This is a genomic window from Mycobacterium deserti (assembly GCF_025345615.1).
Taxonomy (GTDB): domain Bacteria; phylum Actinomycetota; class Actinomycetes; order Mycobacteriales; family Mycobacteriaceae; genus Mycobacterium; species Mycobacterium deserti.
Genome location: NZ_JAODWD010000001.1, coordinates 169462 through 182711, shown reverse-complemented (window position 1 = coordinate 182711; position 13250 = coordinate 169462). Strand labels below are relative to the sequence as shown.

13 protein-coding genes are annotated in these 13250 nt (G+C 67.9%); 8 read left to right on the top strand and 5 right to left on the bottom strand.

Annotated elements, in window-relative coordinates:
• The first annotated feature begins 5 nt into the window (after positions 1-5).
• Positions 6-590, top strand: a complete 585-nt coding sequence (locus N4S67_RS00875) for an LOG family protein (protein ID WP_260991053.1) — start codon at positions 6-8, stop codon at positions 588-590.
• 50 nt (positions 591-640) lie between these two features.
• On the top strand, positions 641-2449 hold the full coding sequence (fadD6, locus tag N4S67_RS00870) for a long-chain-acyl-CoA synthetase FadD6 (RefSeq protein WP_260991052.1): 1809 nt from the start codon (positions 641-643) through the stop codon (positions 2447-2449).
• Here the strand turns inward: fadD6 and N4S67_RS00865 are convergent, their stop codons facing one another.
• The 3 genes from N4S67_RS00865 to N4S67_RS00855 all read right to left on the bottom strand — a co-directional run bounded on the left by N4S67_RS00865 (position 2450) and on the right by N4S67_RS00855 (position 6800).
• Positions 2450-2878, bottom strand: coding sequence for a nuclear transport factor 2 family protein (locus tag N4S67_RS00865; RefSeq protein ID WP_260991051.1), 429 nt, complete (start codon positions 2876-2878; stop codon positions 2450-2452).
• Positions 2879-2947: 69 nt separating this feature from the next.
• Positions 2948-4018, bottom strand: a complete 1071-nt coding sequence (locus tag N4S67_RS00860) for an NAD(P)-dependent alcohol dehydrogenase (RefSeq protein WP_260991050.1) — start codon at positions 4016-4018, stop codon at positions 2948-2950.
• Positions 4019-4073: 55 nt separating this feature from the next.
• Complete coding sequence (locus N4S67_RS00855) at positions 4074-6800, bottom strand: helix-turn-helix transcriptional regulator (protein WP_260991049.1); 2727 nt, start codon at positions 6798-6800, stop codon at positions 4074-4076.
• Between the two features lie 178 nt (positions 6801-6978).
• On the opposite strand from N4S67_RS00855, the gene folP reads away from it, so the two are divergent.
• The 5 genes from folP (at position 6979) to N4S67_RS00830 (ending at position 10122) form a co-directional block, all read left to right on the top strand.
• A complete protein-coding gene (folP, locus tag N4S67_RS00850; protein ID WP_260991998.1) occupies positions 6979-7803 on the top strand; it encodes a dihydropteroate synthase in 825 nt (274 codons plus the stop codon).
• Complete coding sequence (locus N4S67_RS00845) at positions 7800-8762, top strand: glucosyl-3-phosphoglycerate synthase (RefSeq protein WP_260991048.1); 963 nt, start codon at positions 7800-7802, stop codon at positions 8760-8762. The genes folP and N4S67_RS00845 overlap by 4 nt, the downstream gene beginning before the upstream one ends.
• A 29-nt stretch (positions 8763-8791) precedes the next feature.
• Positions 8792-9169, top strand: a complete 378-nt coding sequence (locus N4S67_RS00840; RefSeq protein WP_260991047.1) for a DivIVA domain-containing protein — start codon at positions 8792-8794, stop codon at positions 9167-9169.
• On the top strand, positions 9166-9753 hold the full coding sequence (locus N4S67_RS00835; protein ID WP_260991046.1) for a DNA-3-methyladenine glycosylase I: 588 nt from the start codon (positions 9166-9168) through the stop codon (positions 9751-9753). The genes N4S67_RS00840 and N4S67_RS00835 overlap by 4 nt, the downstream gene beginning before the upstream one ends.
• Positions 9754-9954: 201 nt before the next feature.
• Positions 9955-10122, top strand: a complete 168-nt coding sequence (locus tag N4S67_RS00830) for a DUF3117 domain-containing protein (protein WP_005059648.1) — start codon at positions 9955-9957, stop codon at positions 10120-10122.
• 1 nt (position 10123) lies between these two features.
• On the opposite strand, the gene glgA is transcribed toward N4S67_RS00830, so the two are convergent.
• Positions 10124-11314: a glycogen synthase gene (glgA, locus tag N4S67_RS00825; RefSeq protein WP_260991045.1), complete on the bottom strand. Its 1191-nt coding sequence runs from the start codon at positions 11312-11314 to the stop codon at positions 10124-10126.
• Positions 11315-11438: 124 nt separating this feature from the next.
• On the opposite strand from glgA, the gene glgC reads away from it, so the two are divergent.
• Positions 11439-12653, top strand: a complete 1215-nt coding sequence (gene glgC, locus N4S67_RS00820; protein ID WP_260991044.1) for a glucose-1-phosphate adenylyltransferase — start codon at positions 11439-11441, stop codon at positions 12651-12653.
• On the opposite strand, the gene N4S67_RS00815 is transcribed toward glgC, so the two are convergent.
• Entirely contained in the window at positions 12650-13228 is a 579-nt protein-coding gene (locus N4S67_RS00815; RefSeq protein ID WP_260991043.1) for a DUF4126 domain-containing protein, read from the bottom strand. The two genes, glgC and N4S67_RS00815, sit on opposite strands and share 4 nt — an antisense overlap.
• Positions 13229-13250: the final 22 nt, after the last annotated feature.

Genomic DNA, 13250 nt, shown 5'->3' with positions numbered 1-13250 from the left:
TGCGTGTGTCCGCCGAAACCGACCGCGCACGCGAGAAGCAAACCGACCGCCAGTGGGCGGTGTGTGTCTACTGCGCCTCAGGTCCCGCCCATGACGATCTGATGGACCTGGCTGTCCGCGTCGGCGAGACGATCGCCGAGCGCGGCTGGACCCTGGTGTCCGGCGGGGGCAACGTGTCGGCGATGGGCGCGGTGGCCCAGGCGGCCCGGATGCGCGGCGGACACACCGTCGGCGTCATCCCCAAGGCGCTGGTGCACCGCGAAGTCGCCGACGTCGACGCCGACGAACTGGTCGTCACCGACACGATGCGAGAGCGAAAACAGATCATGGAGGACCGCGCCGACGCGTTCATCGCGCTGCCCGGAGGCATCGGCACGCTGGAAGAATTCTTCGAGGCCTGGACAGCGGGTTATTTGGGTATGCATGACAAGCCAGTGGTCATGCTCGACCCCATCGGTCACTACGACGGCCTGCTGGCCTGGCTGCACCAGTTGGTCGACAGCGGTTACGTCGCCAAGGGCGCGCTGGACCGGTTGGTCGTCGTCGATGATGTCGAGTCGGCGATGCAAGCTTGTGCACCGACGCGATGACCGCTGTCACTAGGGTGTGCACAAACAAACAGCGGAGGGACGAAACGCGCATGAGCGACCAGAAATCGGGGACCCGCAGCAGCGTCGGGTTACTGGACATCGCCGCCCAGGTGCCGGGCCTAGTCATGGACGTGCCGACGATTCTGCGCGGCGTGGTCACCGGCTTCGGGGCACGGCCGTCCGCCAAGACGTCGATCGGCAAGGTGTTCCAGGACCGCGCCGCGCGCTACGCCGACAAGATGTTCCTCAAGTTCGAGGACCGGGAGATCACCTACCGCGACGCCAACGAGACCGTCAACCGCTATGCGGCGGTACTGGCGACCCGCGGCGTCGGGCACGGCGACGTTGTCGGCATCATGATGCGCAACTCGCCCGAACCGGTACTGCTCATGCTGGCGGCGGTCAAATGCGGCGCGATCTCCGGGATGCTCAACTACAACCAGCGCGATGACGTCCTCGCGCACAGCCTCGGTCTGCTCGAGGCGAAGGTCATCGTCACCGAGACCGACTTCGTCGATCCGATCAAGGAAAGCGGCGCCGACACCGACGGGTTGATGACGCTCGACGAGTTGGAGGCGCTGGCCGCCACCGCGCCGACCGGCAACCCGGCGAGCACGTCCGCGGTGCTGGCCAAGGACAAGGCGTTCTACATCTTCACCTCGGGCACCACCGGCATGCCCAAAGCCAGCGTCATGACCCACTACCGGTGGCTGCGGGCGCTCGCGGGGTTCGGCGGCCTCGGAATGCGGCTGACCAGCAACGACACTCTGTACTGCTGCCTGCCGCTCTACCACAACAACGCGTTGACGGTCGCGCTGTCATCGGTGCTCAACTCCGGCGCCACTTTGGCGATCGGCAAGTCGTTCTCGGCGTCGAAGTTCTGGGACGACGTGATGCGTTACGACGCAACGGCATTCGTCTACATCGGCGAGATCTGCGCTTACCTGCTCAACCAGCCGGAGAAGGAATCCGACCGCAAGAACAAGGTACGCGTCATCGCGGGCAACGGTCTGCGCCCGGCGATCTGGGACGATTTCACCAAGCGATTCGGCATCGGCCGGGTGTGTGAGTTCTACGCCGCCAGCGAGGGCAACACCGCGTTCGTCAACGTGCTCAACGTCGACAAGACGACAGGCATCTGCCCGACGCCGGTGGCGTTCGTGGAGTACGACCCCGAATCGGGCGACCCGATCCGTGACGACAACGGCCGAGTCAAGAAGGTCAAGGGCGGCGAGCCCGGCCTGCTGTTGTCGAAGGTGAGCAACTTCCAGCCGTTCGACGGTTACACCGACAAGGAAGCCACCGAGAAGAAACTCGTCCGCGACGCGTTCAAAGAGGGCGACGTCTGGTTCAACACCGGCGACCTGATGCGCTCGCAGGGCTTCGGCCACGCCGCGTTCACCGACCGACTCGGCGACACGTTCCGCTGGAAGGGCGAGAACGTCGCCACCACCGAGGTCGAGGCGGCGGTGTCCACCGACCCGCAGGTGGAGGAGTGCACCGTGTTCGGCGTCGAGGTCGAGGGCGCCGGTGGCAAGGCGGGCATGGCGGCCATCCAACTCAAGGAGGGCAAGGAGTTCGACGGCAAGGCGCTGGCGAAGGCGGTGTACGACAAGCTGCCCAGTTACGCGCTGCCGCTGTTCGTCCGGGTGGCCAAAGAACTGGCCCACACGTCGACGTTCAAGAGCCAGAAAGTGGATCTCCGCAAGGAGGGCTACGGCGGCAGCACCGGTGAGGGCGACGATGACGACGTCAAGATCGAGGATCCGATCTATGTGCTGTCGGGCAAGGACGAAGGCTACGTCGAGTTCTACGACGAGTACCCCAAAGAGGTCGCCGAAGGCAAGAAGCCGAAGTAGCTAGGGGCTCACGCGCTGCCAGAGGTCGTCGAACGCGATCGCGTCGAAGAACGCCGACGCCTTCACTATTCGGCCGTCGCGCAACGTCAGGAACCACGCGTAGGTGTTGCGGTACGGCACGCCGTCGCGGGCGGTGCCCTCGGCGTCGAAGAACGCCACCACCGTGTCGCCGTCGGCGTACAGGCTGCGCACCGTCGGTTTCAGCGGCGCCGACATCCGCGCGTTGAACGGCCGGATCACGTTGGCCAGGAAGTCCTCTTTGTCGGCGTACACCCGCGCCGCCACGGAGTTGCCGATGATTTCCCAGGTCGCGTCATCGGCCAGTGCGTCATATGGGCTGCCGGTGCCGTTACGCCACGCGTCGAGGCCGCCCCGCACCACCTCGAGGTTGCGCGTCTCGATCTCGTCGTAGGACTCGGCCGAGGTCATCGCCGCGGGAACGTCACCATCAGGGCGAGCGTCAGGCCGAGCACTCTGATCACAGACAAGGCGGTTCTCCTAGTCGTAGACGATGACGGCGCGCCCGATGACGTCGCCGCGGGCGATCGCCTCGAGCGTCTCGTTGACCTCGTCGAAGCGCACGCGAGTGACGGTGTGCTTGATCTGACCGGCCTCGGCAAGGGCGAGCACCTCGGTGAGGTCGTTGTAGTTGCCCCAGAACGAGCCGTAGTAGGTGTATTCGCGGGCCACCAGCGGGAACAGCGGCATGTCCACACGGTTGCCGATCAGCCCGACCGACGCCACCGCGCCCTCGGCCGCCAGCAGCGAGAACGCCAGCCGGATCGCGTCCGCCGATCCGGCACACTCGATCACCGCGTCGAGTTCGTCTCGGCCGGTAAGGCTTTCGAGCTCTGCGCGGATGGCGTCGGTGTCCTTGTCGCGGACGTTGATCGCGTGGTCGGCGCCGTTGTCGAGGGCGACCTTGAGCTTCTCGTCGCTGCGGGCGAAGGCCACGACGTCAGCACCGCCGCCGAGCAGTTTCGCGTACTGGGCGCCGTAGCTGCCCAGCCCGCCGATGCCGCTGACGGCCAGGGTGCGGCCCGGGCGGAGGTGGCCGGCGTCGCGCAGCTTCTTCAACCCGCGATAGGGGGTGAGGCCGGCGTCCGTGAGCGGCGCGAGCGTGTCGGGCGACAAGTCACCGCGCCCGGGAATCTTGATCAGGTAGCGGTAATTGACCGGCATGTACTCCTGATAGCCGCCATGCCGGCCGAAGCCCGCCCAGACGCCGTGCGCGCAGAGTTGTTCGTTGCCCTCGTGACACTGTCTGCACGCGCCGTCGCCCCAGCTGCCGAATACCACGACCTGGTCGCCCTCGGCCAACCCGGCCGATGCAGGCACCTCCGCGCCCAGCCCGTCGACCCAGCCGGCGACCTCGTGACCCGGCGTGATCGGGAAGTCCATGTCCAGCCCTGTGTCGAAGTAACCGTCGACGAGCTGAAAGTCGGTGCGGCACATGCCCGCTCCGCCGACTTTCACCAGCACCTCCTCGGGCCCCACATGGGGCACGTCGATCTCTTCGAGTCGAAGGGGTTGCTTGTACCCGTGCATCCGGGCGGCGCGCATCTTCATGAGGCGATGATCGGTCGGCGGCGCGGGCATTCGCATCCGCCACCCGACAGTGCGATTACCCGTCGGCGTCGGACAGCGCGGAGTCGAGCTGGCTGCGGGAGCGGATCCCGAGCTTGGTGAACACCTTGCCGAGGTGGTACTGGACGGTGCGGGCGCTGATGAACAGGCGTGCGCCGATCTCGGGATTCGACAGTCCCGCCCGCGCCAATCTCGCGACCTGAGCCTCCTGGGCCGTCAGCTCGCGCACCGCGGCCTGGGGCGCACGACTGCGGGCCTTCTCGCCGGTGGCCGAGAGCTCTCGGCGGGCGCGATCGGCGAAGGCCGCCATTCCCAGCGCTTCGAAGATCTCGTGTGCCGACCGCAAGTGGTAACGGGCGTCGACGCGACGACGTTGCCTGCGCAGCCACTCCCCGTACAGCAGATGGGACCGGCCGAGGTCGGGCCGCATGCCCGCGCGGGTGAATCGCTCGATCGCGTCACGGTAGAGGTGCTCGGCGGTGGCGCCGTCACTGAGCAGGGCGCGCGACCGCGCCTCGACGCCCAGTCCCCAGTCGGTGGCGCTGGGTGCGGTCATCTCCGACAACCGCTCGAGGGCGTCGGCGGCGACGTCTGCTTCGCCCGAACGCGCCGCGGCCTCGACGAGTTCTACCAAGGCCCAGCCTGAGGAGGTGCAGTCGCCGCGATAGGCCGTCGCGTACAAACCCTCGTTCATGGCGTCCCAATAGTCGCCGAAGCCGTTGTGCAGCAGAGCATTCGCCCATGCGGCCACGGTGAGCCCGACACCCTCGCCGCGGCGGGTGGCATCGCGGATCGTCGTGTCGGTCAGTGACAGCAGCTTGGCCTTGTCGCCGCGCATGGCGGCCAGGCTGATGGCGCCGTAGGGGGTCATCGTCTCGCCCATCGCCTCGACGAGGGAGCGCAGCTCGTCGATCTGGGCGGACGCCTCTGCCATCTGTCCCCTGAACAGCAGTACCGAGATGTAGCTGGAGAGCGCGAGCGGAAGCTGACTCAGCGCACCGGTTTCGCGGGCGAGCTGGACGTGCCGTTGGGCCAGTGACGTCAGTCGATCCATGTCCCAGACGCGGGCGGCCGCGACATTCGCCAGCCACATCCAGCGCAGTTCCTGCTCTGCGGTCATTCGATGCCCGTAGATGCGAAGCGCTTCGTGGACCGCGGGCAGGCCCTTGTCGAAGCCCGCGCTGTGCTGCGTCGCCAACCCGTCGAGCAACAGATCGGCCGGCCGGGGATCGCTGAGCGCCCTGGTGGCCGCGCTCGCGGCCTCCGACACCTCGAGCACGTCGCCGTCCGCGGCGAGCCGACCGGCGAACACCGCGGCCGACAACGCGGCCAGATAGGTGTCGCGCGCCAGCGTCCCGTCGATCGCTTCGAGACGTCGTGCCGCACTGAGCATCAGTGGCGCGGCGTCATTGCCGCGGCGGGTCACGTAGGCGAGTTCGGCGCGCGCCAGGTCGGCCTGCGCTCGCTGCCGATCACTCAACGGCTCGGCCTCGGCGACCGCGAGCATTTCCCGTGCCCCGTCCAGCATTCCGGCCTGCGCCTTGGCCGACGCGGCGGCGATCGCCAGATCGCATCGACGGTGCCGATCGAGCGTCAATGACGAGGCCCGCTCGAGGAAGGCAGCCGCCGCCGTGATCCCGCCGCGGGCCTGTACCCGGCCCGCCGAGCGCTCCAGCTCGTCGGCCACCGTGTCATCCGGCCCCACCGCCGCATGGCCCAGATGCCAGGCCCGGCGGTCCGGGTCGACGGCCTCGTCGGTGACGGCGGCCAGTGCCCCGTGGATGCGCCGCCGGTCCGACAACGGCACCGACCGGTAGGCGGTTGCGCGGATCAGCGGGTGGCGGAACCGAACTCGCGTGCCGATCTCGGCCAGCCCGGACTCGATCGCTGGTTCGGCGGCCTCTGTCGCGAGGCCGAGCAATTCGGCCGCCGACCACAGCAGCGACGGATCGCCCGCGGGATCGGCCGCGGCCAGGGCCAGCAGCCGGCGGGTCGCAGCAGGCAACGCCTCGACCTGTCTGCGGAACGTCCCTTCCAGGCTGTGCGACAGTGGCGCACCCGGCGCTCCGAATCCGCCCGCCAGTTCCTCGCTGCGCAGCGACCGCGAAAACTCCACCAGCGCCAGCGGGTTGCCGTGTGCTTCAGCGAGGATCCGGTCCCTGACGCGCGGATCGAGCGGGCCGTCGAGCACGGTGGCCAACAACGCGTGCGACTCTTCGTCGCGCAAGGGGGAGACCGTCAATTCCGGCAGCCCGGCCAGGCCGCCCACCACCCGGGTCGCGAAAACCATCCCGACGGACTCCGCAACGAGTCGACGGGCGACGAAGGTGAGCACCTGCGCCGACGCCAGATCCAGCCACTGCTGGTCGTCGACCAGTACGAGCACCGGGCGCTGCGCCGCGGCCTCGGACAGCAGGCTGAGCACCGCCAACCCGACCAGGAACGGGTCCGGGGCCGGGCCCTCGCGTTCCCCGAACGTCGTGCGGAGGGCGTCGCGTTGCGGTTTCGGGATGCGGTCCAGTCGTTCCGCCATCGGCGCGCACAGTTGATGCAGCGCCGCAAAAGCGAACTCCATCTCGGAGTCGATGCCGGCCACCCGCGTCACCAGCAGTCCGCTCGCCTGGTCCGCCACATGATCGAGCAGCGCGGTCTTGCCGATGCCTGCCTCGCCGGTGACGACGAGCGTGCTGCTCGTGCCTTCGCGCACCGCGGCCAACAGGTCGTCGAGAGCCTGGCGCTCCGCTTTCCGGCCGACGAGGTACACCGGGCCTCCTGCTTGACCGAGTGCGATTTCCTGCGAGCAGGCTAACCGGCCGCCCGTGATTTCGGCGCGGTAATGCCCGCTCAGCGAGCGAAAGCGCGCCCAATCCGCACGCCCGTAGCCTGGAGGCGTGGAGTCGAGGTTCCTGGGCCGCCCGGTGGCCGGCGATCGCGCGTTGATCATGGCGATCGTCAACCGGACGCCGGATTCGTTCTACGACCGCGGCGCGACGTTTCGCGACGACGCCGCGAAAACGGCCGCGCACCGGGTGATCGAAGACGGCGCCGACGTGGTCGACGTGGGCGGCGTCAAGGCCGGCCCGGGCAGTTCCGTCGACGTCGACGAGGAGATCGCCCGCGTTGTCCCCTTCATCGAATGGCTGCGCGCCACCTATCCAGATCAACTGATCAGCGTCGACACCTGGCGCGCATCGGTGGCCAAACAGGCCTGCGCGGCGGGCGCGGACCTGATCAACGACACGTGGGGCGGACACGACCCCGGACTGCCGGAGGTCGCCGCGGAGTTCGGCGCCGGCCTGGTGTGCTCTCACACCGGCGGTGCACAACCGCGGACCCGCCCGTTCCGGGTCAACTACGGGACCACAACCCGCGGCATCGTCGACGACGTCATCGCCGAGGTGACCGCCGCGGCCGAACTCGCGGTCGCGGCCGGGGTCGCCCGCGACGCGGTGCTGATCGATCCGACCCACGATTTCGGCAAGAACACTTACCACGGTCTTAGTTTGTTGCGCCACGTAAAAGACCTTGTAAAAACTGGATGGCCGGTCCTGATGGCGCTGAGTAACAAGGACTTTGTCGGGGAAACTCTGGGTGTGGACTTAACCGAACGCCTGGAGGGCACCCTGGCGGCGACCGCGTTGGCCGCCGCGCAGGGAGCCGCGATGTTCCGGGTGCATGAAGTCGGGCCCACGCGACGCGTGCTGGAGATGGTCGCGTCGATCCAGGGCGGGCGTCCGCCGACGCGCACGGTGAGGGGACTGGCATGACTGTGCTTTCTGAGCTGACACCTGATACACCCGGCACGGACGTCGTCACCGCTCGGTGGCTCGCCGACCACAGCTTCTCCAGGCCGACGTGGACCGTTGCCGAACTCGAAGCCGCCAAGGGGTCGCGCACGATTTCGGTGGTGCTGCCCGCCCTCAACGAGGAACAGACCGTCGGGAGCGTCGTCGAGACGATCACCCCGCTGCTTGGTGGCCTGGTCGACGAGCTCATCGTGCTCGACTCGGGCTCGACCGACGACACCGAGATCCGCGCGCTGGCCGCGGGCGCCAGGGTGATCAGCCGCGAGGTGGCACTGCCCGAGGTCGCGCCGCAGTCCGGCAAGGGTGAGGTGCTGTGGCGTTCGCTGGCCGCCACGACCGGCGACATCGTGGTGTTCGTCGACTCGGACCTCATCGACCCCGACCCGATGTTCGTGCCGCGACTCGTCGGGCCGCTGCTGACCACCGAGGGCGTGCACCTGGTCAAGGGCTTCTACCGGCGACCGCTGAAGATCAGCGGCAGCGAGGACGCCAACGGCGGGGGCCGGGTCACCGAGCTGGTCGCCCGGCCACTGCTGACGGCGCTGCGCCCCGAACTGGGCTGCATCCTGCAGCCGCTGGGCGGCGAGTACGCGGGCACCCGCGAGCTGCTGACCGCAGTCCCGTTCGCACCCGGGTACGGCGTGGAGATCGGGCTGCTGGTCGACGCGTACGACCGCCTCGGACTTGACGCGATCGCTCAGGTCAACCTCGGCGTGCGTACGCATCGCAACCGGCCGCTGACCGAGCTGGCCTCGATGAGCAGGCAGGTGATCGCGACCCTGCTCTCGCGCTGCGGGGTGCCGGACTCCGGGATCGGGCTGACGCAGTTCTTCGCCGACGGAATCGACTTCACGCCGCGGTCGTCGACGGTCTCGCTCGAGGACCGGCCGCCGATGAACACGTTGCGCCCGTACGCCTGATGTCACCGGCCTGAGGCAGTATCGAGGGCGTGACCCTGGTTCTGCTGTATCTGGTCGTGCTGGTTCTGATCGCCGTCGTGCTGTTCGCCCTGGGCAGTGCGCTGTTCGGGCGGGGCGAGACGCTGCCGCCGCTGCCGCGCGACACCACCGCCACCGTGTTGCCCGCCTCCGGCGTCACCGGCGCCGACGTCGACGCGGTCAAGTTCACCCAGACACTGCGCGGCTACAAGACCAGCGAGGTCGACTGGGTGCTCGACCGGCTGGGGCAGGAGCTCGACCTGCTGCGCGGCCAGCTGGCGGCAGTGAGCGCCGCGAACGGGTTCGACCCCGACGACGACCGCGACCAACGCATCGACGGCGCGCACGCCCTGATCGCCGACGATGTAGCCGATCGGGACGACCCGTGAGCACCGACGGCCGTGTCCGCTGCGCATGGATCGACGAATCACGTTTGGCACCAGCTGATTTCGTACTGTATCGCGACTACCACGACACCGAGTGGGGCCGGCCGCTGCGCGATTCGAAGGCGCTGTTCGAACGGATCACGCTCGAGGCGTTCCAGAGCGGGTTGTCCTGGTTGATCATCCTGCGCAAGCGGGAGAACTTCCGCCGCGCGTTCGACGAGTTCGACGTCGCTCGCGTCGCCGGCTACACGGACCTGGACGTCCAACGGCTGATGGCCGACGCCGGCATCGTGCGTAACCGAGCCAAGATCGAGGCCACCATCGCCAATGCCCGCGCGGCCGTCGATCTCGAGGAAGCCGGGGTGGATCTGGCCGATTTGCTGTGGTCGTTCGCGCCGCCGCAACGGCCCCGGCCCGCCGACTTCACGCAGGTGCCCGCCGTCACGCCGGAGTCGACGGCCATGGCCAAGGAACTCAAGCGGCGCGGCTTCCGGTTCGTCGGACCGACGACGGCCTATGCCCTGATGCAGGCCACCGGAATGGTCGACGACCACACCGCGGACTGCTGGGTGCCCGCGACGGTCTAACGACAACCGGGCGACGGCGCAGCGACAAAAACGGGTGCCGTCGCGACCGCCTTGGCCGGGTCTTTGCACACCGAACCTCCCGGATAGGGAACAATAGGGGTGTTCAGTAGCAGTTCAGTGCCGGGAGCTGTCAACGAGTGGGCAGTCTCGGCCCCGACCGGGTCCGCTCTCGCGGGCCGGATCATGTGGAGGGAGCACTCGATGGCGGCGATGAAGCCCCGGACCGGCGACGGTCCACTGGAAGCAACCAAGGAGGGGCGCGGCATCGTGATGCGAGTACCACTTGAAGGCGGCGGACGCCTCGTGGTCGAACTCACTCCTGATGAGGCAGCCGCCCTCGGGGACGAACTCAAGAACGTCACCAGCTGAACTACGAAGACACCTTGCGGTAGATCTCCAGGGTCTGCTCGGCGATGTGCGCCCAGGAGAACTCCGCGATGCAGCGCGCGCGCCCGGCCTGCCCGTACTGCCGGGCCCGCTCGGGCTCGGCCACCAGCGAATTGACCGCATCGGCCAGGCGCGACTCGTAGAACGCCGGATCTGTCGCGTCATAGTGCACCAGCAACCCGGTGTGATGATCGGCCACCACCTCCGGGATGCCGCCGACGTCGGAGGCCACCACCGCCGTCGCGCACGCCATCGCCTCCAAATTGACGATCCCCAGCGGTTCATACACGGACGGGCAGACGAAAACAGTTGCCGCCGAGAGAATTTCGCGGATCTTGACGATGGGCAGCATTTCGCGCACCCAGAACACGCCGGTGCGTGCGCGTGCCAGCTGCTGCACCGCTTCGGTGACCTCGGCGGCGATCTCGGGGGTGTCGGGTGCGCCCGCGCACAGCACCAGCTGGATCTCCGGGTCGAAGCGATGCGCTGCCGCGACGAGGTGGGCCACCCCCTTCTGACGGGTGATCCGGCCGACGAACGCGACGATGGGCCGGGAGAGGTCGACGCCGAGCTCGGCGAGCACCGACTCTCCGCTCGCCGGCGCGCCGCCCGAGTCGCTGCCGGCGCGCGCGACGGGATACCAGACTTCGGTGTCGATCCCGTTGCGCACCACATGGACCCGGCTGGGATCAAGTGCCGGATACGTGTGCAACACATCGTCGCGCATGCCGGAACTGACCGCGATCACGGCGTCGGCCGCTTCCACCGCGGTCTTCTCGACCCAGGACGACACTCGGTAGCCACCGCCGAGCTGTTCGGCCTTCCACGGCCGCATCGGCTCCAGCGAGTGCGCGGTCAGCACGTGCGGAACGCCGTACAGCAACGCGGTGAGGTGGCCGGCCAGTCCGGCGTACCAGGTGTGGGAGTGGACGACGGTGGCATGCGCCGCCGCGTTGACCATGTTCAGGTCCGTCGACAGCGTCGACAGCGCGGGATTGGCGCCCAGCAACGCCGGGTCGGGCTGGGCGACGATCGCGCCTGGGCGGGGCGCGCCCATGCAGTGCACGTCGACCTCACAGAGGTTCCGTAGCTGCGCCACAAGCTCGGTGACGTGAACGCCGGCCCCGCCGTAGACCTCGGGTGGGTACTCCCGCGTCATCATCGCCACCCGCATGGTGACGACGGTAGTAGCCCAGGCACGGGAACGCAGCCGTGTTCGGCCGCCGGACAGGCCGAAATCGTTGAGCTACGCGACGAATGGCTGGCCCCGGTTGGCGGCGACAGATAGGTTTGGAGGTATGCGGGAACTGCCACACGTGCTGGGCATCGTCCTGGCCGGCGGCGAAGGCAAACGGCTTTACCCATTGACCGCGGACCGGGCGAAGCCGGCCGTTCCCTTCGGGGGCGCCTACCGGCTGATCGATTTTGTGCTGTCGAATCTGGTCAATGCGCGATACCTGCGGATTTGTGTGCTCACGCAGTACAAGTCGCATTCGCTGGACCGGCATATCTCGCAGAACTGGCGGCTGTCCGGGCTAGCCGGCGAGTACATCACCCCGGTGCCGGCCCAGCAGCGGCTCGGCCCCCGGTGGTACACCGGTTCGGCCGACGCCATCTACCAGTCGATGAATCTGATCTACGACGAGGATCCCGACTACATCGTCGTGTTTGGCGCCGACCACGTGTACCGCATGGATCCCGAGCAGATGGTCCAGTTCCACATCGAGAGCGGCGCGGGCGCGACAGTCGCAGGCATCCGGGTGCCCCGGGCTGAGGCCACCGCTTTCGGGTGCATCGACTCCGACGAGTCCGGTCGCATCCGCAGCTTCATCGAGAAGCCCGCCGACCCGCCGGGCACGCCCGATGATCCCGAGCAGACGTTCGTCTCGATGGGCAATTACATCTTCACCACCAAGGTGCTGATCGACGCGATCCGTGCCGATGCCGACGACGACCACTCCGACCACGACATGGGCGGCGACATCATCCCGCGGCTCGTCAGTGACGGTATGGCCGCGGTCTACGACTTCAAGAACAACGAGGTGCCAGGAGCCACCGAGCGCGACCACGGATATTGGCGAGACGTCGGCACGCTCGACGCGTTCTACGACGCGCACATGGACCTGGTTTCGGTGCACCCGGTGTTCAACCTGTACAACAAGCGCTGGCCGATCCGCGGCGAGGCCGAGATGCTCGCACCGGCGAAGTTCGTCAACGGCGGTTCGGCACAGGAATCCGTTGTGGGTGCCGGAAGTATCATTTCGGCTGCATCCGTTCGTAATTCGGTGTTGTCGTCCAACGTGGTCGTTGACGACGGGGCGATCGTCGAAGGCAGCGTGATCATGCCCGGCACGCGCGTCGGACGCGGCGCAGTGGTGCGCCACGCGATCCTGGACAAGAACGTCGTGGTGGGGCCGGGCGAGATGGTGGGCGTGGACTTGGAGAAGGATCGCGAGCGTTTTGCGATCAGCAACGGGGGAGTGGTCGCCGTCGGTAAGGGCGTCTGGATCTAGTCGGCCGCGGCCCGGCGTCGCCGCATGACGCGGCCCGCCGACCAGAACATCGCGACCAAGACCAGCACGACCAACATCGGCAGCAGGATGGCGACGAAAACCAGTCCGACGCTGACGCCGTCCTCGACCGTGCTCAGCACCGGCGCGGCCATCCCGACGGTGGCGGCGTTGGCGGCGGGTCGGACCGCCGACTTCGTCAGCGACACCGCCAGCGCGACAACCACACCGATCACCACCGGTATCCACTGACCCGATTGAGCGAACGCGCCAGGATCGGCGACGGCCGACGTCTGCGTTGCGGTGCCCGACCCGAACACGATGCCGCCCGCGGTAGGCCGGACGAACGTCTGAATCGCATCGTTGACGCTGTCGAGAGTGGGAATCTTGTCAGCGACGACCTCGATGATGAGCAGCACCGCGACGATCGCCAGCACCCAGCCGTTCTCCAGCCAGGCCCAGCCATGCGGCAGCGTGACCAGGTCGGTGAACCGCGACAGCAACCCGAGCATGACTAGTGGGATGTAGGCGTTGAGTCCCGCCGCGGTAGCCAGCCCGAAGCCGGTCAGCAGTTCCACGTGATCAGTATGACCAGGCCGA

Bases quoted from the DNA above. Each gene is read 5' to 3' on its own strand.
- fadD6 (WP_260991052.1), top strand. From the start codon at position 641: ATGAGCGACCAGAAATCGGGGACCCGCAGCAGCGTCGGGTTACTGGAC.
- glgC (WP_260991044.1), top strand. From the start codon at position 11,439: ATGCGGGAACTGCCACACGTGCTGGGCATCGTCCTGGCCGGCGGCGAA.
- N4S67_RS00845 (WP_260991048.1), top strand. From the start codon at position 7,800: ATGACTGTGCTTTCTGAGCTGACACCTGATACACCCGGCACGGACGTC.
- folP (WP_260991998.1), top strand. From the start codon at position 6,979: ATGGCGATCGTCAACCGGACGCCGGATTCGTTCTACGACCGCGGCGCG.
- glgA (WP_260991045.1), bottom strand. From the start codon at position 11,314: ATGCGGGTGGCGATGATGACGCGGGAGTACCCACCCGAGGTCTACGGC.
- N4S67_RS00830 (WP_005059648.1), top strand. From the start codon at position 9,955: ATGGCGGCGATGAAGCCCCGGACCGGCGACGGTCCACTGGAAGCAACC.
- N4S67_RS00860 (WP_260991050.1), bottom strand. From the start codon at position 4,018: ATGAAGATGCGCGCCGCCCGGATGCACGGGTACAAGCAACCCCTTCGA.
- N4S67_RS00865 (WP_260991051.1), bottom strand. From the start codon at position 2,878: ATGACCTCGGCCGAGTCCTACGACGAGATCGAGACGCGCAACCTCGAG.